This window comes from Allokutzneria sp. A3M-2-11 16, from assembly GCF_024213555.1.
Classification (GTDB): Bacteria; Actinomycetota; Actinomycetes; order Mycobacteriales; family Pseudonocardiaceae; genus Allokutzneria.
On record NZ_JANAVO010000001.1, the window covers coordinates 794,794 to 817,721 of the forward strand.

Annotated in this window: 19 protein-coding genes; 5 read left to right on the forward strand and 14 right to left on the reverse strand. The window is 69.5% G+C overall.

The features are described 5' to 3' along the window. Positions 1-370: 370 nt before the first annotated feature. From NLX83_RS04000 to NLX83_RS04020, 5 genes are all read right to left on the reverse strand, one after another. The gene (locus NLX83_RS04000) at positions 371-1,129 is read right to left on the reverse strand and encodes a phosphotransferase enzyme family protein (protein WP_254233508.1); all 759 of its coding nucleotides are present in this window, start codon (positions 1,127-1,129) and stop codon (positions 371-373) included. Positions 1,130-1,204: 75 nt separating this feature from the next. Continuing rightward, positions 1,205-1,468: a hypothetical protein gene (locus NLX83_RS04005; protein ID WP_254233509.1), complete on the reverse strand. Its 264-nt coding sequence runs from the start codon at positions 1,466-1,468 to the stop codon at positions 1,205-1,207. Between the two features lie 92 nt (positions 1,469-1,560). Continuing rightward, positions 1,561-2,415 (reverse strand): helix-turn-helix domain-containing protein, encoded by an 855-nt coding sequence (locus NLX83_RS04010; RefSeq protein WP_254233510.1) that lies wholly within the window; start codon positions 2,413-2,415, stop codon positions 1,561-1,563. Next, complete coding sequence (locus NLX83_RS04015) at positions 2,402-2,923, reverse strand: DUF6879 family protein (protein WP_254233511.1); 522 nt, start codon at positions 2,921-2,923, stop codon at positions 2,402-2,404. Before NLX83_RS04015 ends, NLX83_RS04010 begins: the two co-directional genes overlap by 14 nt. Then, the gene (locus tag NLX83_RS04020) at positions 2,920-3,126 is read right to left on the reverse strand and encodes a hypothetical protein (protein ID WP_254233512.1); all 207 of its coding nucleotides are present in this window, start codon (positions 3,124-3,126) and stop codon (positions 2,920-2,922) included. Before NLX83_RS04020 ends, NLX83_RS04015 begins: the two co-directional genes overlap by 4 nt. A gap of 162 nt (positions 3,127-3,288) precedes the next feature. Between NLX83_RS04020 and NLX83_RS04025 the strand changes: the two genes are divergently transcribed. Beyond that, positions 3,289-6,408: a BTAD domain-containing putative transcriptional regulator gene (locus NLX83_RS04025; RefSeq protein ID WP_254233513.1), complete on the forward strand. Its 3,120-nt coding sequence runs from the start codon at positions 3,289-3,291 to the stop codon at positions 6,406-6,408. 3 nt (positions 6,409-6,411) lie between these two features. Here the strand turns inward: NLX83_RS04025 and NLX83_RS04030 are convergent, their stop codons facing one another. Genes NLX83_RS04030 through NLX83_RS04040 form a run of 3 tightly spaced genes read right to left on the reverse strand, consistent with a single transcriptional unit; the run spans position 6,412 to position 8,967 of the window. Then, on the reverse strand, positions 6,412-7,248 hold the full coding sequence (locus tag NLX83_RS04030; protein WP_254233514.1) for a DUF4097 family beta strand repeat-containing protein: 837 nt from the start codon (positions 7,246-7,248) through the stop codon (positions 6,412-6,414). 34 nt (positions 7,249-7,282) lie between these two features. After that, positions 7,283-8,005, reverse strand: a complete 723-nt coding sequence (locus NLX83_RS04035; protein WP_254236071.1) for an ABC transporter permease — start codon at positions 8,003-8,005, stop codon at positions 7,283-7,285. A gap of 41 nt (positions 8,006-8,046) precedes the next feature. Continuing rightward, entirely contained in the window at positions 8,047-8,967 is a 921-nt protein-coding gene (locus tag NLX83_RS04040) for an ATP-binding cassette domain-containing protein (protein ID WP_254233515.1), read from the reverse strand. 133 nt (positions 8,968-9,100) lie between these two features. Between NLX83_RS04040 and NLX83_RS04045 the strand changes: the two genes are divergently transcribed. After that, the gene (locus NLX83_RS04045; protein ID WP_254233516.1) at positions 9,101-10,312 is read left to right on the forward strand and encodes a cytochrome P450; all 1,212 of its coding nucleotides are present in this window, start codon (positions 9,101-9,103) and stop codon (positions 10,310-10,312) included. A gap of 39 nt (positions 10,313-10,351) precedes the next feature. Here the strand turns inward: NLX83_RS04045 and NLX83_RS04050 are convergent, their stop codons facing one another. Together NLX83_RS04050 and NLX83_RS04055 are read right to left on the reverse strand one after the other, a co-directional pair. Continuing rightward, positions 10,352-10,786 carry a hypothetical protein gene (locus tag NLX83_RS04050; RefSeq protein ID WP_254233517.1) on the reverse strand — a complete coding sequence of 145 codons (435 nt, stop codon included), beginning with the start codon at positions 10,784-10,786 and terminating at the stop codon, positions 10,352-10,354. Positions 10,787-10,999: 213 nt separating this feature from the next. After that, a complete protein-coding gene (locus NLX83_RS04055; protein WP_254233518.1) occupies positions 11,000-11,605 on the reverse strand; it encodes an O-methyltransferase in 606 nt (201 codons plus the stop codon). A 145-nt stretch (positions 11,606-11,750) separates the two neighbouring features. Here NLX83_RS04055 and NLX83_RS04060 point away from each other — a divergent pair, with 145 nt between their 5' ends. Beyond that, positions 11,751-14,384: a glycoside hydrolase family 172 protein gene (locus NLX83_RS04060; RefSeq protein ID WP_254233519.1), complete on the forward strand. Its 2,634-nt coding sequence runs from the start codon at positions 11,751-11,753 to the stop codon at positions 14,382-14,384. Positions 14,385-14,629: 245 nt separating this feature from the next. On the opposite strand, the gene NLX83_RS04065 is transcribed toward NLX83_RS04060, so the two are convergent. Both NLX83_RS04065 and NLX83_RS04070 read right to left on the reverse strand, forming a co-directional pair. Beyond that, complete coding sequence (locus tag NLX83_RS04065; RefSeq protein ID WP_254233520.1) at positions 14,630-16,780, reverse strand: putative bifunctional diguanylate cyclase/phosphodiesterase; 2,151 nt, start codon at positions 16,778-16,780, stop codon at positions 14,630-14,632. Between the two features lie 284 nt (positions 16,781-17,064). After that, complete coding sequence (locus NLX83_RS04070) at positions 17,065-17,892, reverse strand: SAM-dependent methyltransferase (protein ID WP_254233521.1); 828 nt, start codon at positions 17,890-17,892, stop codon at positions 17,065-17,067. A gap of 119 nt (positions 17,893-18,011) precedes the next feature. On the opposite strand from NLX83_RS04070, the gene NLX83_RS04075 reads away from it, so the two are divergent. Further along, complete coding sequence (locus tag NLX83_RS04075) at positions 18,012-19,325, forward strand: cytochrome P450 (protein WP_254233522.1); 1,314 nt, start codon at positions 18,012-18,014, stop codon at positions 19,323-19,325. 39 nt (positions 19,326-19,364) lie between these two features. After that, positions 19,365-20,414, forward strand: a complete 1,050-nt coding sequence (locus tag NLX83_RS04080) for an alpha/beta hydrolase (protein ID WP_254233523.1) — start codon at positions 19,365-19,367, stop codon at positions 20,412-20,414. A 68-nt stretch (positions 20,415-20,482) separates the two neighbouring features. Here NLX83_RS04080 and NLX83_RS04085 read toward each other — a convergent pair whose 3' ends face one another. Beyond that, a complete protein-coding gene (locus NLX83_RS04085; RefSeq protein WP_254233524.1) occupies positions 20,483-21,532 on the reverse strand; it encodes an alpha/beta hydrolase in 1,050 nt (349 codons plus the stop codon). A gap of 29 nt (positions 21,533-21,561) precedes the next feature. Next, positions 21,562-22,878 (reverse strand): cytochrome P450, encoded by a 1,317-nt coding sequence (locus NLX83_RS04090; RefSeq protein ID WP_254233525.1) that lies wholly within the window; start codon positions 22,876-22,878, stop codon positions 21,562-21,564. Between the last annotated feature and the right edge of the window lie 50 nt (positions 22,879-22,928).

A 22,928-nucleotide genomic window follows, 5' to 3' on the forward strand; every position in this document is an offset into this window, starting at 1 on the left:
CCTCCAAGCACTCCGCACACCAAGTAAACTCCGTCCCATGCCCCCCACCCGCCCGCACACCCCAACCCCCGCGGGCGTCGTCTAGAGAACCCCGTTTCGTACTCATAACGGGAAAAAGAGCGCTCCAAAAACCCGTTTAGAGTACGAAACGGGATTTTGGGCTGCGCGGGTGATGTTTCGGGGGAAAGAGGGGGCGGAGGTGTCGCTGCGTTGGGGCCACTGGCGGGACGGGGGTTGGGTGTTGTTAGCGACTTCTGGGGGCGGGGTTGGGTGTGCTTGAAGACCGCCGAACTCGCTTCTCTCCGAGAGCGGTGGGACGTCTCACCGGGGTACGGCGCCATCGGCGTTGACCAGGATTCCGCGGGGGCGCTCAGCCGATCGGATTCGCCTTGAGGTAGACGATATCCCGTTCGTAGATCAAGGTGTCGCCGCGATCGAGCACCTTCTGCTGGGCCGCGTCACCGTTGCGCGCCTGGGTGACGATGAAATCGACGAGCTCCTGGAGCCTGCGGATCGTCGCCGCCACCACGTCGCCGGGCGTGATGCCGACTCCGTAGGACTCCACGAACAGTTCAAGGCGCCGACGTTGCTCCGCGATGCCCGGGTACGGCACATCCGGATTGGCGGGATCGGTCAACGGCACGAATCGGTAGGCCGTGTAAGCCAAATCCCACACCCTCGGCCCCGGGGACGCGGTGTCGAAGTCGATGACGCCCGACACCCGATCCCCGTCGAACATCAGGTTGTACGGCGCAAAGTCGTTGTGGCACAACACTTCCACCGGATCGTGCGCTGGCCATTGCCAACTGGCTCCGGTCGGCGGCACGAAGTCCGCGGTGGCGTCGTGGTACTCCCGCGACAACTCCGCGACCGCGACGAGCGTCCGATCGGTCAGCACGTGCTCCGGCAGCGGATAGGTGGCCACCGAACCCGGCAGCAGGCTGATGATCTCCCTGCCCTGTTCGTCGATCCCGAGCGCTTCCGGCGCGCGGTCGAACCCCCAGCGCCGAAGGTGACCGAGCAACGCGTGCACGGCCGGGGTCCACGGCCCCGAGGCACGCCGAACCGTGTCCCCCACCCTCACGACACTGGTCATGTTCCCGCCGGACAGGACTTCCTCCGCGACCATGGTGGGAGATCCTGCCGGACCCGTTCAGATGATTTCGCAGGGCTGCCACAACACGCTGATGCCCCCTCGTCTCAACTACCACGTGATGATGCGGGAGGACGACCAGCCGAGCACGGTGGTGACAACGTCGACCACGGTGCCCTCGGCAGTGGCGGTGATCGCCCCGGCCACGCGACGAAAGGCGATCGCGTCGTCGTGGGCTTTGACGCGGATCGAGTCCTCCACGACCGGGGTGACGCGGGTGTAGACGAGCATGTCGGGCTCGTGGGGGTCGCCGATCGGTACGCCGAGCCATCCGGCCAAGACCAGGCGCCGCAACGCGGAGATGTTCGGGTCCATCACAGCTCCCGGTGAGGAAACGGTAGATCGACATGGTGTCGACGAACGCGGGGAAACCCACCGTAGAACCTGCTCCGAACACGTCGCCAGATTCAGTCACGGTCCGGCATGAACTCCAAGCCGATGCGGGACAACAACTCTGCGGCCTGCTTCCCGACTGCCGCGTGGGACCAGAAGAAGTCGAACACATTTCGTTGGTACGCAATGTCTTTCGGGTCACGTAACACGACCTCGCCGGAGAAGAGCTCGACCGCGACCAAACGATCGTCGTAGACGACGAAGAAGTTCATCGGCACCGCGGGCACCATCGTGTTCTGCGGGATCACCGCCAACTCGACGTTGCCGCGCTCCGCCACCCGGGCCATGTGCGCGCATTGGCCCGCCATCACGTCGGGCGGGGCGCAGGGCCAGCGAACCGCGTGCTCGGTCAGCAGAAAGGAGAACCGCCGCGAGGCGTCGTCGAGGGTGGCCTGCGTCGCCAGCCGAGCTGCCACGGCTCGCTCAGTGTCCCAGGAGACATCCCCGGGAATGGTCGGGGTGAGCACACATCGCGCGTAGTCGGGGGTCTGGAGCAGCCCTGAGGGGATGACCGGCAGGAACTGCCGGACTTCCGCGGACGAGCGGACCAGCGCGGTGATCTCCTCTTGCGCCCGCCACAGCCCCATCTCGGCGTAAGCGCGCATCGACCGGTACCCCAACGATGTCACCCGCGCCAGATCAAGCAGTTCAGCCGTCACCTCCGCCGGCGCGTCCAAGGCTTTCAAGATCAGCTCGACATCAGTCACCGTTGGCACGGCACGCCCGGTCTCGATCCGGGAAACCTTGGTCTGGGACATGGCGGCGCGGGCGGCGAGGCGCTCACCGGACAGACCCGCCGCCTGCCGCAACCGCCGCAAGCCCGCCGCCAGGTCGCGGCGATCCTGGGGCAGACGGTCAGGGTCTAGCACTCCACTCCCGCACCGGTACGGCGCGACTCATCGCGAGATCGCGCCACTGGTGGTACATGTCGAGGTCAGGGTCCTCGACCAGGACTCGCCCCAGCAAGACCCCGTCCGGCGAAAAGTCCAGGTGCACCACGGTCACATCGTCGAATATCCAGAAATCTCGTTGCGGCACAACAATGGTCGGGTCCATCGAGAGATCGAGAACACGTACGTCCTCGCCCGCACGGACGTTGCCCGGGATACCCCAGGCGAGTTGGTACCGCTGATAGTCGGTCAGCGGCGGCGTGATCGCACGAACACGACTCACCCGTTTGCCTTCCGCCGCCCAAGCACGGACTTCCTCGTGCCAGTCCGAGTTGTGTCCCGGGGGCTCGGGCTCGCCTGCCAGGAACCGCGCGAGATCAGCCTGTTCGTCGGGGATGCTGTAGGCGGGTTGTGCCTCCCAACGCCACGCGCTACGCCGGAAGTTCTCGAAGATGGCCCAGAACCGCGGGCCGTCGAGCGCGGTCACTCCGCGCCCCGCCCCTCCTCCAGAGCCGCGACGGCGTCCTTGAGTACTTGCAGCGGGAGCTGCACGGCGATCTCTCCTGGACCGAGCGCGACACCGTCCACGTCGTCGACTGGAGTGCCCTGGGCCAGGGCGGTGCCCACGTCGGTTATGTAGATGGTGGGGCAGTCGGCCTTGTTGCAACCTGCGATCTTGTGCGCCTTCATGCTTGGAGGAATACCACGGACGTCGGTGCTGGTGCGGGCTCCAGTCACGCTCGCGCATAGACCACACCCGAACGCGGGAACGACTTCGAGTCCTCCCCGCTGAGCTGGCGCAACAGGTAGATCTCGCGGATCTGCCCGATCGCCCATGGCAGGATCGGCCGGGTGCAGATCGGGATGTTGGGACCGTTCGAGGTTCGTGCGGACGACGGCGTGGTCGCCGACGTGCCGGGCGCGCGGCTGCGCGGGCTGTTGATCGCCCTCGCGCTCAAGCCGTCGCGCGTGGTCCCGAAGGCGGCGCTGATCGACTGGATCTGGGGTGAGCACCCGCCCGCCGACGCGACGAATGCCTTGCAGCGCTTGGTTTCCCGGCTGCGGAAGGTGCTGCCGGAAGGGTCGATCGAGGGGCGGACGAACGGCTACCGGCTGGTGGTGGAACCGGACGCTGTCGACGCGGTGCGGTTCGAACGCCTCGTCGGCCAGGCCCGCGACGAGGAGAATCCGCGGCTGCTGCGCGAAGCCCTCAAGCTGTGGCGCGGCGCGGCCATGCAGGACGTCGGTCTGCCGGACAGCGAAGCGTTCGACGCGGCGGTCACGCGGCTCGAAGGGCTGCGCCTGACCGCCATGGAGGACCGGTTCGACGCGGAGATCAGCCTCGGTCACGGCGCGGAATTGGTCACCGAACTGACGGACCTGGTGGCCGCGAACCCGGTGCGGGAAAGGCTTGTGGCCGCGCTGATGCGGGCCCTCGCCGCGGCCGGTCGCAACACCGACGCGCTGCTGACCTACCAGCGCACAAGGGAAACCCTGGCCGACACGCTGGGCGTCGACCCGTCGCCGGAGCTGTCCGCCCTGCACGTCGCTCTGCTGCGGGGCGAGGTGGGACGGCCGGAGGACAACCGGAAGACCAACGTGCGCGCCGAGCTGACGAGTTTCGTCGGCAAGGACGCCGACGTCGCCGCGGTCCGCGAGCTCATCGCCGAGCACCGGCTCACCACGCTGATCGGGCCGGGTGGCTCGGGGAAGACCAGGCTCGCAACGGAAACCGCGCGCACGCTGCTCGGTGACCTGCCGGACGGGGCCTGGCTGGTGGAGCTCGCCGCGATCGGCGCGGACGACGACGTGGCGCAGGCGACGCTCGCCGGGTTCCGCCTCCGGGACGCCCTGCTCGGCGAGGCGTCGAACATGGAGCCGACGGACCGGCTCGTCGCGGCGATCCGCGAGCGGGAAACGCTGCTGATCCTGGACAACTGCGAGCACGTGATCGAGTCGGCGGCGACGTTGGCCCACCGGCTGCTCGGGGAGTGCAGGCGGCTGCGCATCCTGGCCACGAGCAGGGAACCGCTCGGCATCACCGGCGAGGCGCTGTGGCCGGTCGAGCCGCTGGCCCTGCCGGAGGGAGACGCGGAGATCGCATCCGCACCGGCCGTCCAGCTGTTGCGGGACCGGGCGAGCGCGGTGCGCAAGGACCTCGTGCTCGACGCCGACGCGTTGTCGACGATGGCGCGGATCTGCCGGGCGCTGGACGGGATGCCGTTGGCGATCGAGCTGGCCGCGGCCAGGTTGCGCACGATGTCCATCGAGCAGCTCGCCAACCGGCTGGACGACCGCTTCCGCCTGCTGACCGGTGGTAGCCGTACGGCGTTGCCGCGGCACAGAACGTTGCGCGCGATGGTCGACTGGAGCTGGGAGCTGCTCTCCGACGCCGAGCGGACGGTGCTGCGCAGGCTCTCGGTGTTCTCCGGCGGGGCGAGCCTGGAAGCGGCCGAGCGGGTCTGTGTCGGCGACGCCGTCGAGCAGGAGCAGGTGCTCGAACTGCTGACCGCGCTGACCGAGAAGTCCTTACTGGTCGCCGCGGGCGAAGGCGCACCGCGCTACCGGATGCTCGGCACCATCAAGGAATACGCCGCGCACCGGCTCGCCGAGGCGGATGAGGTGGACCTGGCGCGGCAGGCGCATCTCGCCTACTTCACCGATCTCACCGAGACCGCGGAGCCGCATCTGCGCCGAGCCGAGCAGGTGGAATGGCTCGCCACGCTGGAGGCCGACCACGACAACATCAGTGCCGCGCTGCGCGGGGCGATCGCGGCCGGTGACGCGCAGGCGGCGATGCGGCTCGCGGCGGCGACCGGCTGGTACTGGTGGCTCGGCGGACGCCGGGCCGAGGGCCTGGAGCTGATCATCGCGGCCACCGGCGTTCCCGGCGAGGTGACCGACGACGTCCGGGGCATGGCCTACGGGCTGGTCGCGCACTTCGTGACCTCCGGCCGGGGCGACGAACAGCTTGGCGCGGAATGGATTCGCAAGGCGCACCGGTTCGGGCAGCAGAGCGAGCAGCACAACCCGTTGCTGGACCTGATGACCCCGCTGGAACGCATGCTGCGCGAACCGGACTCCGCGGTGGTCGCGTTCGAGTCGTTGCTGGACAACGAAGATCCCTGGGTGCGCGCCCTGGCCCGGTTCCAGGCGGGCAAGATGCGGTTCATGATCGGCGAGGGCGGTCGGGAGGCGGAGGCCAACCTGGAGCTGGCGCTCGCGGAGTTCCGCGCGCTCGGCGAACGGTTCGGCACCTCGCTGGCCCTGTCCGAGCTGGGGAGCCAGCTCGCCATGCGCGGCGAGTTCGCCCGTGCGTGCGAGTACTACGGGCAGGCGATGGTGGCCGTCAACGAGGTCGGCGCCGTCGAGGACGTCATCCGGCTGTGGACCCAGCAGGCGGTGCTGCGCTGGCTCGACGGCGATCGGGACGCGAGCGCGGCCGCGATCACCGAGGCCGAGCGGCTCGCCGAAGGCGTCACCTGGCCGCACGCGCTGGTCGAACTGGCGCTCGCCAAGGCGGAGCTCGCGCGCCTGGGCGCTGACGCCGGGGAAGCCCGCAGGCAGCTCGGCCTCGCGACCGCGCTCATGGGCACCGACGCGGAGGAGGCGAACATCCGCGCGGATGTGCACGACGTGCTCGGCTACCTGGCCGACGACCTCCGCGAGGCCCGCACCCACCGCATGGCCGCCTGGCAGGCCGCTGCCGAGGCGGGACATCCGATGGTGATCGCCCGGATGCTCGTCGGGGTCGCGGACCTGGCGGTTCGCCTCGGCCAGTACGAGCAGGCGGCGCGGTTGCTCGCGGCCAGCGTCGGCGTGCGCGGACTGCCGGACCGCTCCCACCCGGACGCGGTCCGGATCGAGCGGGACGCACGACGTCACCTCGGCGAAGAACGGTTCGCCGAGGTGACGCGGGAGGGCACGGAGACGAGCTGGTCCCAGCTGGTCGAGGACGCGCTCGCTTCGTGAGGGTCAGCAAGCCGCGCGCTGGATGACGACGTCGCCGTGCCGCGTGCGGGCGTGCACCATGACCTTGCGCTCCGCCGAGGTGGGATTCCCTTGCGGTGAAACGAAATCGTGCACCGCTCCGCGCTCGCTCCGGACGTCGACGGAGGCGGCGGCGCCCTCGCTGACACCGACCTCGATATTGCCCGAGCCGTTCGTCAGCTTCGCCTGACCGGCGGTCATCCGCCCGATCCGGATGGCACCGGTGGCGGTCCCGGCGGTGACGTCGCCATCGGCGCGGTCGATGGCGAAGTCGCAGCCCGCGCTGCTCAGGTCGAGGTCGGCCGACGCGTGGCCGATCCAGACCTGCCCGCCCGAGTTCGAGAGCTTGACCGCGCCCCCGACCTCGCCGATCCGCATCGCGAACGCCCCGCCGTCGACGTCGGCGCGCCCGGCGATGCGGCCGATCGCGACCTCACCGGAGGAGACGTTGGCACGCAACGCGTCGACGCTGTCGAGCTGGACCTGACCCGACGCCATGTGCAGCTCGCACGCGCCGAGCGCGCCGTCCGCCCGCACGGCCGAGTGCGCCAGGTACGCGGCCAGGCTGGAGCCGCTGGGCAGCTCGATCGTGATGGCGACCGAACCGTTCTTGCTCCCGGAAACGGTCGTCTTGACCGACAGCTTGCCGCCGGTGAACTCGACCTTGGTCCGGTCGGCCACCTTCACGTCGGAGCGGTTCGTCGCGTCGATGGGTTCGACCAGCACCACGGTGTCGGTCCGGTCGCTCGCGGCGATCCGCACCTGGGCTCCGGCGACCTCCACGGTCGCGGCGACGGGTCCTGGGGTGGCGAATGCGGACATGACAAGTCTCCTTTTGTTTCGTACGAGGGTGAGGTCAGGCGCGCTTGGTGAACGTGGACCGAGCCCACAGGTAGCCGACGACCGCGATGCCGACGCACCAGGCGAGTGCGGTGACCGCGACGCTCGTGGACGGTGTGCCGTTGAGAAGACCGCGCAGGGTCTCGATGATCGGCGTGAAGGGCTGGTACTCCGCGAACTCCCGCAGACCCGGCCCCATCTTCTCCGCCGGGACGATCGCGCTGCTGAAGAACGGCAGCATGACCAGCGGCACAGCGGCCATGCCCGCCGTTTCCGGGGACTTCGCCGCCAGTCCCAGGGCGATCGTGAACCAACCGGCCGCGAAACCGAGCAGCACCACGACTCCGACCACGGCGAGCCAGTGCAGAAATCCCGCCGCCGGGCTGAAGCCCAGGAGGAAAGCCACTCCGACGAGGGCCGCGATGGCGATCAGGTTGGTCAGCAGGCTGGCGACGACGTGGCCGGTCAGCACCGCGCCCCGGGAGACGTCCATCACCTTGAAGCGGTTGATGATGCCCTTCGTCATGTCCGAGTTCACCGACGTCGCGGTGGCCCCCAGGCCGTAGCAGACGGCCAGCAACATCAGTCCCGGCGTCGCGTAGTCGATGTAGTCGACACCGACGCTGAACGCGTCTCCCATCATGTACACGAACATCAACATGACGATGATCGGCATCAGCACCGCGTTGAACACCGAGATCGGGTTCCGGGAGATGTGCTTGAAGTTGCGGCGCAACATCACCATCGACTGGGACGTGGTGCTCGACGTCTTGATGTTCACTATGCGGCCTCCGTGGTGTGGCCCGTCAGGGCGAGGAAGACGTCGTCGAGGTCGGGGGTGTGCACGGAGAACTCCTCGGCGCTGAGCGAGTGCCCGTCGAGGGTGTCCAGCAGCGCCCGCAGCGAGGCCGTCCCGCCGTCGCCGGGCACGCGCAGGGTCAGCGCCTCGTCGGCCCGCGTGGAGCCGGGGAACAGCGGCGCGGCCGCGTCCAGCTCGGCGACGGAGGTGAAGCGGAGCCGGACGTGCGTCCCGGGGATCTGCCGCTTGAGCTGCTCGGGCGTGCCCTGGGCGACCAGGCGGCCCTGGTCGAGCACGGCGACGCGGTCGGCGAGCTGATCGGCCTCTTCGAGGTACTGGGTGGTGAGGAAGATGGTCACGCCATCGGCCACCAGGTCGCGGATGATCGACCACATCGTGCGGCGGCTGCGCGGGTCCAGGCCGGTCGTCGGCTCGTCCAGGAAGATGATCCGCGGGTTCCCGACGAGCGTCATCGCCAGGTCCAGCTTGCGGCGCATGCCCCCGGAGTAGGTCGACGCGGGCTTGCGCGCCGCCTCCACCAGGTCGAAGCGCTCCAGCAACTCGGGGACGATCCGCTTGCCACCGCCGGAGAGGTCCACCATCAGTTGCAGGTTCTCCTGCCCTGTCAGCAGTTCGTCGACCGCCGCGAACTGACCGGTGACCCCGATCGCCGCGCGCACCGCCTTCGCGTCAGTGGCGACGTCGTGCCCGGCAACGCGGACGGTGCCGCCGTCGGCCTTCATCAAGGTGGTCAGCACGTTCACCGTCGTCGTCTTGCCCGCCCCGTTCGGGCCGAGCAGGGAGAAGATCGTGCCCGCCGGGACATCCAGATCGATGCCGTCGAGCACCACCTTGTCCCCAAAAGCCTTTCGCAGTCCCGAAACCGCAATCGCTGAACTCATGCGGCAAACATTCGGCGGCCGGGCTGACACTCCTCCGCCACGGCCCTGACACACCCGGTGTCAGGGCCGTGGCGGTCGCGTGTCAGGTCCGCGCGTGAAAGTGGCCGCAACGACCGCTTCGAAAGGACACGCGATGAGCAACCCGGTTCCCGTTCCGCACGGCCTGCCCAGGGAACGCGACGCGGGCCCCTTCGACCCGCCCCGCGACATCACCCGGCTGCGCGAGGCCCGCCCCGTCAGCCCGATGGTCTTCCCGGACGGTCACGAGGGCTGGCTCGTCACCGGCTACGAGGCGGTCCGCCAGCTCATGGCCGACACCCGGTTCAGCTCCCGTCAGGACCTCGGTGTCCTGCACGAACCGTTCGAGGTCCCCGGGATGCCCGACTTCGCCGAGCCGTCCCCGGTGCCGCCCGGCATGTTCATCGCCATGGACCCGCCGGACCACACCCGGCTGCGGCGCAAGCTCACCGGCGCCTTCACCGTCAAACGCATGAGGCAGCTCGAAGAGCACATCACCGACATCGTCGAACGGCAGCTGGACGAGCTGGCCCGGCTGACCCCGCCGGTCGACCTGGTGCGGGAGTTCGCGCTTCCGGTGCCCTCGCTGGTGATCTGCGCGATGCTCGGTGTCCCCTACGCGGACCGGGAGACCTTCCAGGTCAACTCCACCAGGTTCATGGACACCACGCTGCCGTTCGAGGAGAAGATCGCCGCCTACGGCGCGCTGGCCGGGTACCTGGGCGAACTGGTCACGGGCAAGCGCGCCGAGCCCGGCGAGGACATCCTGTCCGACCTGGCCCGCCAGGACGACCTCAGCATCGAGGAACTGACCGGCATCGCGTTCCTGTTGCTGCTCGCGGGCCACGAGACCACCGCGAACATGTTGGCACTGGGCACTTTCGCGCTCCTGGAGCACCCCGAGCAGCTGGCCGCGCTCCGCGCCGACCCCGAGCTGATGCCCGACGCCGTCGAGGAACTCCTGCGTTACCTGTCCATCGCCGACATCTTCTACCGCTACGCCGCGGAGGACATCGAGTTCCACGGCGAGAAGATCGCCAAGGGCTCGACCGTCATCGTGTCGCTGCTGGCCGCCAACCGCGACCCCCAGCGCTTCGAGAACCCCGACGCCCTCGACGTCCACCGCAAGGCCCGCGGTCACCTGTCCTTCGGGCACGGCGTCCACCAATGCCTCGGCCAGCAGCTGGCCCGCATCGAGATGCGCGCCGGTTTCGCCGGACTGCTCCGCCGCTTCCCCACCCTCGCCCTCGCCGCCCCCGCCGACGAGGTGAGGGTCAGGTCCCACATGCGGATCTACGGCGTCCACGCACTGCCAGTCACCTGGTAGCGGACCGCCGCCCTCTCGCTCGCGCTGTGGGCGAGAGGGTCACTCCGCGACGCGGCCCTGGACCAGGCCCGCCAGCGCACCCGCGAGCTTCCGGTGCGCCCGCGTCACCAGCGGCCCGTACTGGAACGCCTTCGACTTGATCCCGAGGTCCACGCGAGTCCCGGCCCCGTCCGCGGAGACAACGGCCGGGTAGAAGAACCCCCAGGTGAAGGCCGATGGCCGGGACGACAGGAGCACGATGCCCCGGGACGGATCGTGATCCTCGACCGCGTACCCGCCTGGGCAGTGCTGGACGAGCCACCCGTACACCACCTGCGGCGGCGCCGGGGACTGCACCACGAGCCTCCGCTTGCTCATCTGGACCGTCGCCACCGACCCCTTCCTGTTGTAGGCCACCAGGAACAGGATTCCGACGAACACGAACACGAACACGGCCGGAAGGAACACCAAGAGATCCACGCGCTGAGTATCCACGCGCGCACGGTGCTCCCGCCCCGGTTTCGCGGAACGAGTCGTGCATGTTGTTCACGTCCTAACCAATGTGAAGCGGTGGATCGCGTTGGTTTCGTTGTGCTCGACAGGCTGAACCGGCCGTTCCTGTTCAGAGCGCTCGCGTTGATGTTGCTGTCCAGGAATCCATCTGGCAGCGGTGCCCGTGAACTGGTGGTCTTTCGCGGGCAGACCGCTCTACCGGTGCGCGGGCACGTAGGTGCCCACGACCACGCTGAAATCCGGTGCGAGGCGGAGTTCGGTCGCGTGGAGATCGGGGTGCTCCAGCCAATGCAGGCGAGCCACGTCCGGCGAGCCGTCGTACAGGGGCGGCCAGGTGGTCGTCGGCGTGAAGTCGTCGATCACCACCACACCACCGGGATTGAGCAGCTGCACGGGATCGGCGGCGGCGCCGTCCTTGCCCTGTCCGCCCCCGTCGAGGATCAGGAGGTCGTAGGGGCCGTAGTCCGCGATGCGCTGCCATTCACCGCGCACGACCTCTACGCGGTCGTGGTTCTCGAAGACCTCGGCGGCGATGGCGGCGCGCTCCGGATCGCGTTCCACGCTGACCAGGTCCACGCCGTCAGCGGCGCCGGAGGCGAGCCACGCCAGGCCGACGCCGCACCCGGTCCCCGTTTCACCGATGCGTCGCCGGGCACCACCGGCAAGCACCTGGAGCAGGCGCCCTTGCTCCGGGCGGCACGAGAACTCGAAGCCGTGGCGACCGGCGGCGTCCACGGCCCGTCTGACGAGCGAGGGCAGGTTGTCGATCTCGTCATGCGTTTTGGTGCCCTGGAACGACATTCCCCGAGTGTCGCACGCTCACCAGACTTCGTTCCAGGACGAAAGGCCAGCTCGGCGGCAAACCTTTCCCCTGTTGAGCCGTCAGGCAGAGTGTCCATTCAGAATCACCGCTGTCCACTATGGACAAGCAACGCAAGGGGGCGCCGTGCGCGGCATCCATCGCTTTCGCCACGTCATCGGGCGGACATCCGCCGCGCTGTTCGTGGTCACCGCCGTGACGTTGGGTACAGCCCCGGCGGCCTCCCCGCAGACTGCGGCGCCCACCGGGGACAAGGGACCCATCGGCTGGGCGGGCTACCGTCAGCTCGACGGCATGGCAGCGTTGCGCGGAGCCACCGAGACGCGGCAGTTTTCCAGCTACGACAGGGAAGGCCGCAACAACGACGGCTTCGACGGCAAGTACGCGTGCCTGCGGACGACCGCGACCAACTGCGTGATCGCCGAGCGCACGGGGGCCGGTGAGATCGAGTCGATCTGGTTCACCCGCGACCACGGTGTGGTGACCAAGACCGGCTGGATCAAGATCGAACTGGACGGCAAGACCGTCCTGAAAGCACCGCTGCAGGACGTGGTGGACGGCAAGCTCGGCGCGCCGTTCATGTGGCCGCTGGTGGGCAACCGCGACGACACCTCCGGCGGCGTGGTGATCAAGGTCCCGATGCCGTTCCGCACGTCGATGCGGGTCACCACGCAGCACAACCCGCAGTTCCACCACGTCGTCTACCGCAGCTTCGCCGACGCGGACGGGGTTCCCGCGTTCGACCCCAAGGACCCCGCGACCGACGTGATCACCCGGCTCCGGGCGTCCGGCCTCACCGACCCCAAGCCCGCGAAGCGGGGCGCGAGCACCAAGAAGTCCACTGTGGACATCCAGCCGGGCGCGGCGGCCAAGGTCGCCGAGCTGTCCGGGCCCGCGCAGATCAGCCAGCTGCGGGTGCGGCTGCCCCAGGTGATCCCCAGCCCCACGGTCAACGACGACGGCAGGGCCTACGGCAAGGGCGGCTCCAGCACCTTCACCGCCGCGGTGCACCCGAAGAACACCGGGGTGCGGCTGACCCGGCGCTTCGACCCCGAGGTGGAGAACACCCTGGCGAACGTGCTCGTGGACGGCAAGCCCGCGGGGCAGTGGCAGCACAAGACCCGGCTCGGCCCGCTGACCTGGGCCGACCAGAGCCTGGACGTCGCTCCCGCGCTCACCTCGGACAAGTCGAAGATCACCGTTCGCACCGAGTTCGTCTCCTCCGAGGTGGACTTCAACGAGTTCCGCTACGACGTGCACAGCCTCGTCGACGGCTCGTGGGTGCGCACCGACGTGATGGACCTCGGCCCGCACCACCCGGGTGAGGAGTCCGCGCACGGCTACAAGGTCGAGAAGCAGACGTGGAGTGGGCGCCGCTCCTCCTACTACCCCGTCGACGCCGGTCAGGTGGCCGCGTCGGACGCCGTGCTGACCGGGGCGCGCCTGCGGATCAGCTTCGACGGAGTGACCACTGTGGACGCTCCGATCGGCGAGTTCTTCGGCTCCGGCCTCGGCGAGTTCGACGTGCGGTCGCTGATGTTCGCGATGGACCCGGGCAAGGACGGTTGGTACACCTCGTGGTGGCCGATGCCGTTCGCGCGCAACGCGGTCGTGGAGGTCGTCAACGGCAGCGGGACCGCCATCCCGGGTGCCTCGGTCGAGGTCACCTCGGCGCCGGACAGCACCGTGGCGGAACGCTTGCGCGCCAACGGTTCTCTGGGCTACTTCCACGCGACGCACCGGAGCGGGGCCGCCGAGCGCGACAAGGACTGGATCGCCGTGGACGCCTCGGGCCGAGGCGTGTACTACGGGATGACGCACAGCATGCGCGGCAAGCTCCCGCTCGGCACCGACGTCCCCCGGCTGTACCTGGAGGGCGACGAGCGGATCTACTCCGACGGCGTGCTCACGCCGCTCCAGTACGGCACCGGCACGGAGGACTTCTACGAGTCCGGGTGGTACTTCCGCACCGGCACCTTCGGGATGCCCACGGCCGGATACCCGGCGCACGAGGTCGGCGGCGACGGCTGTCAGCTCGACTGCACCGGCGCCTACCGGCTGATGGTGACGGACGCGATCCCGTTCAACAGCGCCTTCCGCTTCGGCATCGAGTCCGGGCCGCTCGCCGACGTCGCCGCCGACTACAGCGCCACGTCCTACTGGTACGGCAAACCGCAGACCACTCTGCGGAGCACCGACCGGATCGACCTCACCAACACCGCGGAGCGCGACCAGCACGGCTACCGCGCCGAAGCGGAGACCACGGCCAAGCTGACCTCCAGCTTCGAGGGCGACAGCGACCACGACAACGCCACGGGCACCATCACCTCCGCCACCGGCAAGATCAGCTTCACCGTCGCGGCGGACCAGGCGAACACCGGCGTGCAGCTCGTCCGCACCGCCGACCACGCCCGCCCCTACCAGGAGGTCAAGGTCCTGGTGGACGGCGCGGAGGCGGGAACCTGGCTCCAGGTCACCGGAAACGCCTCCCAGCGGTGGCTCCAGGACACCTTCACCATCCCGGCGAGGTTCACCTCGGGCAAGAAGAAGCTGGCGATCACGCTGGAGCCCGTGAGGGGCTCGGCCCCGTGGACGGCCAGCACCTACGCCGTCCGATCGTTCGTTGGCCCGTTCGACGCGGGCACCGCGCGCTCGGCGGCCCAACAGCTCGACCCGCCCGCGCTCGACTGGCGTCCGGCAGACCGCGGCCCGCTCGTCCGCGACTCGCGCGACCCCATCTCCACCAGGCCGGGCGGCTAACCCCTATCCCGCAAGCCCCGCCCGCACTCCGCACACCAAGTAAACTCTGTCCCATGCCCTCCACCCGCCCGCTCACCCCATCCCCCGCGGGCGCCGTCTAGAGAACCCCGTTTCGTACTCATAACGGGAAAAAGAGCGCTCCAAAATCCCGGCAAGAGTACGAAACGGGTTCTTTGGCGACCTCGGGGCGGGATGAGGGTGTGTGGGGGCGTGGGGTGGGGCGGGGGTCGCTTTCGTGGTGGGGCTCAGGATCGCCAGCGGGGGTCGCCGAAGGTGGCGGCCAGCTCGTCCGCCCGGCCCGGCCGCCCGACCAGCGCGCCCATGCCGAGGTCGGCGGCCGCGGCCAACCAGAACCCGGCGTCGTCCGCGGTGGTCAGACCGTCCACGATCACCTCGGCCCCGGCCCGGTGCACCAGTCCGGGCAGCAGGCGCAGCGCCTCGGTCACCGGTGAGTCGGGCAGCTTCGCCCGCCCGGTCAGCGCGCGGTCCAGCCACACCGCGTCCACCGGCAGGTCCACCACCGCGGCCAGCTCGGCGCTGCCCAGCCCGAAGTCCCGGATCGCGGTGCGCACCCCGACGTCGGCGAGCCCGGCCAGGTTGCCCCTGGCCTCGCCCAGGTCGGTGGTCAACGCGAGCGAGGGCAGCGCCACCAGCAGCCGTCCCGGCGGGAACGCCGTCTCCTCCACCACGTCGAGCACCCGGCTCACCAGATCGGAGTCGGCGGCCTGGTGCGGGGTCACGCTGATCGTCAGCAGCAGGTCCCGGCCCAGCTGCCGCCGCCACCACCCGGTCTGCTGGCATCCGGTGCGCAGCAACCACTCCCCCAGCGGCAGCATCAGCCCGGACACCTCGGCCAGCTCCCGGCAGCGCTCGTCCGGCAGCGGGCCCAGCTCGGCGTGGTTCCAGCGGAGCAGCACCTCCACCCCGTGCACCGCTCCGTCGGCCAGCCGGGTCAGCGGCCGGTAGTTCGCCTCCACCGCCCCGTTCTCGAAGGCGCCGGGCATGGTCGCGGCCAGCGCGTCGAGTTCCCGGTCCCGCCGGATCTGCTCGGGGTGGGCCAACTCCCACTGACCGGGTCCGGCCGCCTTCGCCCGGCGCAGCGCCAGGTGCGCGTCCCGCAACAGCTCGCGGGGCTCGCGGTCCCTGGGCGGCCGGTGCACCACGCCGATGCTGGCCGAGGCGGGAAGCCCGTGCTCGCCAACGTAAGCCGGTTCGGCGAGTTCTTGGCGCAGGGTGTGCACCAGGCTCGCCGGGAGCGGGGTGGTCGGCGTGTTCTCCAGCAGCAGCGCGAACTCGGCGCCGTCGAAGCGGGCCACCACGGCCTTCTCCCCGGACAGCGACGTCCTGAGCCGCTGTGCCACCAGCACCAGCAACTGCTGGCCCACTTGCTCGCCGAGCCCGTCGCGGACCGCGGGGTAGGCGTCCAAGTCCAGGTGCAGCAGGGTGAGGCCGTAGTGCGGATCTGCTTGGTGCAACGCGGTTTCCAGCTGGGTGGTGAAGTACTGGCGGTTGGGCAGCCCGGTCAGCACGTCGTGCAGGGCCTGCCTGCTGAGCTCGTTCTGCAGCAGCACCAGTTCCGTGTCGTTCTCCACCACGGTGACGAAGTGGCTGGGCTCCTCGTCGGTCCCGCGCAGCAGCGAGGCGGTGATGGAGACCTGGACCGGATCTCCGTTCTGCTGCACCAACCGCTGCGACTGCTTGATCCGCTCGGTCCGGCCGTCCAGCACCGCCTGGTAGTCCTCGCGCAGCACCGGCGCGTAGTCCTGGTGCACCAGGTCGAACAGGTTGCGCCCGGTCAGTTCCGCGGGCGGGTGGCCGAGGATGGCCGCGATCGCGCCGTTGGCCTGCACCACGGTGCCGTCCAGCTCGGTGACCAGGATTCCGCTGGCCGAGGAGGTGGCCACCTCGTCGAAGCGGGCCTGGGCCGAACGCAGGTTGTACTTGGCGTCCCGCACCGCCTTGAGCAAGGAAGCGTGCATACCCTGTTGCTGTTCCAGGGTTTCCCGCTGCGCGGCGGAGACGTAGCCGGTGGCCAGCGCGCCGACCACCCGCACCACGGGCTCGGCGAAGCGCTCGACCGGTCGCAGCTCCGGCAGCGCGAGCAGACCCTGGACCAGGACGTCCATCGTGCTCGACAGGCTCTTGTCGCTGGTGCAGTTCAGCTCGACCAGCCGGGCACCCGCCAGGGCCGCCCGTTCCGGCTGGGGTGGCTCGGCGAGCGCCGCCGCGCAGAGCTCGTCGACGACCTCGGTCAGCGCGGCCTCGAACTGCTCGTGCGGCAGCGGCACGTAGTTCGTCCCGGCCAGCAGGTAGGCCAGCTTGCGCGCCAGTGTTCGCCGCTGCCGGTTCTCGGGGACCAGCGCCGGTTCTTCCGGGTGTCGGCCGGGAGTGGACATCAGCTCAGGACTTCCCGTCCGCGCCCGCGTCGGCGGGGAATCCCCGGTCCGTGCCGCATCTCTTCCCCACCTCCATTCGTTGAAGCGACCCAGCATACCGATTCCGGAAGTAACACCGGTGCGGCGTTCTCCCACCTTGTGCACCCGTTCGGGCGCTTTCCAAGCGCCGAAATTCAATAAGAAGAAGACCCTGTCAAGCGCGTGAGGTCCACTTCAGGCATATTCCTAATGCATTCGGAACTCACGCACCGGCGAGTCCCGAAAAGGACTTCATGTTCGACGGCTCAGGGCTTCCTGGCCAGGCCCCCGTAGCCGTACTCGTTGATCGACGGGATCTCGGTGACGGCGCCGGGGCCGTCCGGCCGCCACCGGGCGCAGCCGACCAACCCGGGCTCGACCAGCTCGAACTCGCCGAACAGCGTGATGATCTCGTCGTAGCCGCGAGCGGTGAACCGGTCGGCGCTCCTGGACTCCCGCATCACGTCGGCCACCCCGTCCACCCGCCCCTCCTGCCCGTCCCGGGTGATGTGGCTCAGCGCGAGGTGGCTGCCGGGGGCGAGCGGGTCGCGGTAGTGCCCGAGCAGGTCGGCCAGTGCCCGCGTCTCGCCGGGAATCCAGTGCAGCACGAGCATGAACAGCAGCCCGACCGGTTGGCTGAAGTCGAGCAGCCGCCGGACCGCGGTGCTGCCCAGGACGGCGTCGGGATCGCGCAGGTCCGCCTGCACCACGCCGGTGCCGGGGGTGTTCCTGAGCATCAGCTCGCTGTGCGCGACCGCCACCGGGTCGAAGTCCACGTAGACCACCCGGCAGGACGGGTCCACCTGGTGCGCGATCTCGTGCACGTTGCCGACCGTGGGAATGCCCGAGCCGATGTCCAGGAACTGCCGGACCCCCTGCGACACCTGGTAGCGCACGACCCTGCCCATGAAGGCGCGCTGGAGCCGCGCGGCGGCGCGGGCGTGCGGCTCGAAGCGCTCCAGGCTGGCGGCGGTCTCCCGGTCGACCGCGAAGTTGTGGCTGCCGCCGAGCAGGCAGTCGTAGATCCGGGCGACGCTCGGCACGGTCATGTCGATGCTGGGCGGCACCCAGTCCGGAGCCGGTGTCCGTGCCATGGGAAAAGCGCCTCGATTCGCGGGAGATGGGGCCGTCCCACCCACCTGATCGGGTGCTGTCGGGTCCGGCCGAATGGGCCCTAGGATGGCGCACTCCTTTTATCACACAAGGAGTGCGCATGTCCGTTCGAGCGGCACCCGGCCGGTGGCCGTTACTTGGCCACACACCATCGCTGCTGCTCGGAAGATTTCGGTTCACCGACGGCCTGCGGGCGCACGGTGACGTTGTCGAGTTGTATATCGGACCGCTCCGGACCTATTTCCTGACAAGCCCTGAGCTGGTGCATCGCGTCCTGGTCACCGAAGGCGCGGGTTTCGGAAAGGGCGCACTTCTGCACAAGCTCCGGCCGTACCTGGGCAACGGGGTGGCGATGTCCGACGGCCCGCTGCACCGGCGGCAGCGCAGGCTGCTGCTGCCCGCCTTCGCGCACGGCCGGATCGAGCACTACGCCCGGAACATGGTGCGGGCGGCCACCGAGCTGGCCGGGTCCTGGCAGCCCGGCGAGGTCAGGGACATCGCCGCCGACATGCAGCGGGTGGCGGTCACCATCGTCGGTGAGGCGCTGTTCTCCACGCAGCTGGGCGGCGCCGCGATCGAGGAGGCCCGCCGGTCCATCCCGGTCATCGTCAAGCAGGGCACCATCCGGGCGCTGTCCCCCTCGTTCGTGGAACGCCTGCCACTGCCGGGAAACCGGGCCTTCGACGCCGCGGTGACCCGGATGCGGGAGGTGGTCGCCAAGGTGGTCGCGGGCTGGGACGGCACCGACAACGGTGACCTGCTGTCCCTGCTCTTGCTGGCCAGGGACGAGGAAACCGGCGAGGGCATGACCGAGCGGGAGGTCTTTGACGAGGTCATCACGCTGCTCTCCGCGGGCATCGAGACCAGCGCGCTGGCGCTGGGCTGGCTCTTCCACGAACTGGGCAACCGGCCGGAGGTCGAGGCCCGGGTGCGGGACGAGGTCGACGAGGTGGTGGGCGACCGCCCGGTCACCTTCGCCGACCTGCCGAAGCTGGAGTACACCCGGCGGGTGATCACCGAGGTGCTGCGGATGTACCCGATCTGGGTGCTGATGCGGCGGGCCATCCGCCAGACCGACCTCGGTGGGCTGTGCGTGCGGCCCGGGGACGAGGTCCTGCTCAGCCCGCACGCACTGCACTTCGACCCGAACTCGTTCCCCGACCCGGAGCGCTTCGACCCGGACCGCTGGTCGCCGGACCGCGCCGCTACAGTGCCCGACGGCGCGTTCATCCCCTTCGGCGCCGGAATCCGGCAGTGCCTCGGCAACTCCTTCGCCATGACCGAAATGCTGATCGTCGTCGCGTCGGTGGTCGCCCGCTGGCGGCTCGTCCCGGTGCCCGATCGCCCGGTGCGGGTGAAGTTCACCAGCGTGGCGCACCCCAGCGAACTCCCCATGACGGCGACTCCGCGTTAGCGGTTGTCCCCCTTCCCCGACCCCACACGGAGGTTTCCCGTGCGATTGTTCTGGCGCCGGATCGGCACGGCGACGGCGGCCTGCCTCGTCCTCGGCGCGCTGCTCGCGCCCGTTCCAGCGGGTGCGGCCGACGCCACCTGCCGGGACCTGGACATCCCGGTGTCCCTGATCGAGCTGCCGGTGCTCAAGCTCGACCAGACCATGCACGGCAGGCTGTGCGTCCCGGCGGGCGGCAGCAACACCGTGCAGGTCCTGGTGCCCGGCGGTTCCTACAACAGCTCGTACTGGGACATCGCGGGGACCTCGACGCCCCGGTCCTACCGGAAGGTGCTCAACCAGGCCGGGTTCGCCACGCTCGCGGTGGACCGGATCGGCACCGGGCGCAGCTCCAAACCGCTGAGCGCGCTGCTGACCGCCTTCGGCCAGGCCAACGCGGTCAGCCAGGTGGTCAAGGCGATGAAGTCCGGTTCGCACGGGCCGAAGTTCGCCAAGGTCGTCCTCGCCGGGCACTCGGCGGGCACGGCGATCTCGATCATCGCAGCGGCCACCCACGGCAACGTGGACGGCGTGATCGCCACCGGCATGGTGCACAAGCTGAACCTGCTCGGCGCCATCCCGCCGCTCACTACGTTCAGCCCGGTGCTGCTCGACGGGAAGCCGGAGTTCCGGAACATGGACCCGACGTACCTGACCACGACGAAAGGCATGCGCTACAACGCTTTCCACCTGGGCGGGCCGTACGACGCCTCGGCGGTCGCCGCGGACGAGGCGACCAAGGACGTCTTCGCCGTGGGCGAGCTGCTCGACGCGACCCTGCTCGGCGTGCTCCTGCCGTACAGCCGGAAGGTCAAGGTGCCGGTGCTGGTCGCGATGGCGTCCAACGACGGAGCCGCCTGCGGTGGCCTGCTCGGCGGGGACTGCTCCACGGCGGAGTCGCTGATGCGGTTCGAGGGCCCCAACTTCGCCCCCGAGGCGAAGCTGCGCACCTTCGTGCTGCCGAACTACGGCCACGCCCTCAACTTCGCGCCGAACGCGCACGAGTTCTTCCGGACCGCCGCGCGGTGGTCGCAGGAGATGGTCGGGCGCTAGACCGGACAACGAAGAACCCGGGGACCAGCGCGGTCCCCGGGTTCTTCTTGCTCTGCCAACAGGAACAGCTAGCGGCCGACCATCTCGTTCGCCCAGTCGGACACCGCGTTGTACAGCAGCGGCGCGTTCGGCGCATAGTTGATCGAGTGTCCGTAGTTGGGCAGCACGAAGGTGCGCAGCTTGGCCGCGGGCGAGTAGTACGGCGCCTCGCCGCCGCGCAGGCTCTCCGCGGTGGAGCAGTCACTGGCGAGCAGACCGCAGAAAGCGGAGTCGCGCTCGCCCATGGCCACCAGCACCGGCACGTTGATCAGCCGGGTGTACGGGAGCACCACACCGAGCAGCACCGCGTCCACCATCTCGCCCGGGGCGATGACGTCCTTGGTCGCCTCGTCCGCGTCGATGATCTTCTGGTCCAACGGGCTCTGGTTGTGGAAAGCGGTGTAGCGCATGCCCTTGGTGGTGGTCAGGTAGACCGGGTCCCGGTTGGGGACCTTGGACATCGCGTCGTCCAGCAGCACCGGGGTGAGCGAGGCGAAGGTCGGCAGCACCGTGAGAGCCGCGATGCGATGGGTGAAACCGGTGATCACCACACCGTCGACGTCGCGGTACGTGCCCGCCTCGATCATCACCGTCGCCGAACCCAACGAATGACCCACCAGGACGATCCGGTCGAACTTCGGACCGGCCGTGCCGTTGCGCATCGCCTGGATCACGTGGTGCACCGCGTTGGCCTGCGCGCTCGCGGTGAGCAGCGCGCCGAGCGGTTTGGAGCTGCGGCCGGTGCCGAGCCGGTCGATCGCCAGGGTGGCGTAGCCCTGCTTGTTCATGGCCTTGCGGTAGGAGCGGCTCTCCGGGGCGTTCGGCAGGTCGTAGTACGCCGAGTTGTAGGTGCCGCCGGGCACCAGCACCTGGAGGGTGCGGCTGCCGGCCGGGACGCACAGCCTGCCGTACACGTTCTGGTCGTTGAGGCCCAGAAGCGGTACCGGCAGCAGGGAAACCGGGACGTTGACGTCCCGGCAGGCCGCCTCGGCGGCCGACGCCGGCGTCGGTATCAGCAATGCGCCGGTGCTGAGCACGGCCACCACCGCGGCGGCCATGCGGCGCAGGAGCACACGCACAGAAAGACCTCCTTTGTCTTGAGTACCAACTAATCTCGTGGCATGACCGTCATGTTCAGACGGCTCGGGTAAGGCATCGTGAGGTGCCGCTGGCGCACCGGGCCGCTGGGAGCCAGCCGCCAGCGGGCGAAGATCGTGGCCACCGCGATGAGCACCTCGTTGCGCGCGAACGAGTTCCCGATGCACTGGCGGATGCCGTTGCCGAACGGGATGAACACTCCCGGCGGCAGCTCGCGCACCCGGTCGGTGCTCCAGCGGTCCGGGTCGAAAACCTCCGGGCGGTCCCAGAAACGGGGATCGTAGTGCAGGGCGTGCGGGCTCATCGCCAGCTCCTGGCCCGGCCGGACGCGCAGCCCGCCGAGCTCCACCTCCTGCTCGGCCCGGCGCATCATGAGCCACAGCGGGTACATCCGCAGCACCTCGTTGACCACCTGGCCGGTGTAGGTCAGCTCGGGCAGGTCGTCGAAGGTGACCGGGCGCCCGGCCAGCACCTCGTCCAGCTCGGCCGCGACCCGGGCCTGGATTCCCGGGCTGCGGCCCAGCTCGTGGCAGGCCCAGGACAGGATGAGCGCGGTGGTCTCGATGCCCGCGGTCAGCAGGGTCATCACCTCGTCGTGCACCTGGGGCTCGGTCATCCGCTCCCCGGTCTCGGCGTCCTCGGCCCGCAGCAGCAGGGAAAGCAGGTCGCCGGTGTCGGCGTCGGTGTCCTCCCGCTCGGCGATCAGCTTGCGCACCACCGCTTTCATCCGCGCGGTGGCCTCGTCGAACCCGCGGTTGGTCGGGAGCGGCAGCTTCTCCACGAAGCCCGGGGTGAACACCCGGACCATGCCCAGCTTGATCACCAGCGGGATCGAGCGCCGGGCCTCCCGGATCGCCTCCTCGCCCAGTTCGGTGCCGAAGAGCGCGCGGCCCACGTTGGTCACGGCAAGGGCCTTCATGTCCGCGTCGACCTCGCGGACCTCCCCCGGCCGCCAGGAGCCGAGCAGCTCCTCGGTCGCGGTGACCATGGGTTCGGCGTACTGCCGCAGCCGCTGCCTGCTGAACGCGGGCAGCATCAACCTGCGCTGCCTGCGGTGGAAGGGACCGTCGGAGAGGGCGAGCCCGTTTCCCGCGTAGGGCCGGAACTTCTGGAACAGGATGCCCATTCCGAAACTCGACGAGTCCGTCACCAGCACGCGGTGCACGAGTTCCGGGTTCGTGAGGAAGTAGGTCTGGAGCGGTCCCAGCCAGAGCTTCACCACATCGCCGTGCTCGTACAACCGATCCGTGAACCGAACCCGTTCGCGGGCCAGAGCTGGCGCGTGTCCCAGTAGCGGCCACCGTCCCGGGGCCACCCGGACAGACATGTGTGCTCCTCAGTAAGACCTTGCGGAGAGGCCGCCACTCTAGGGGCCAT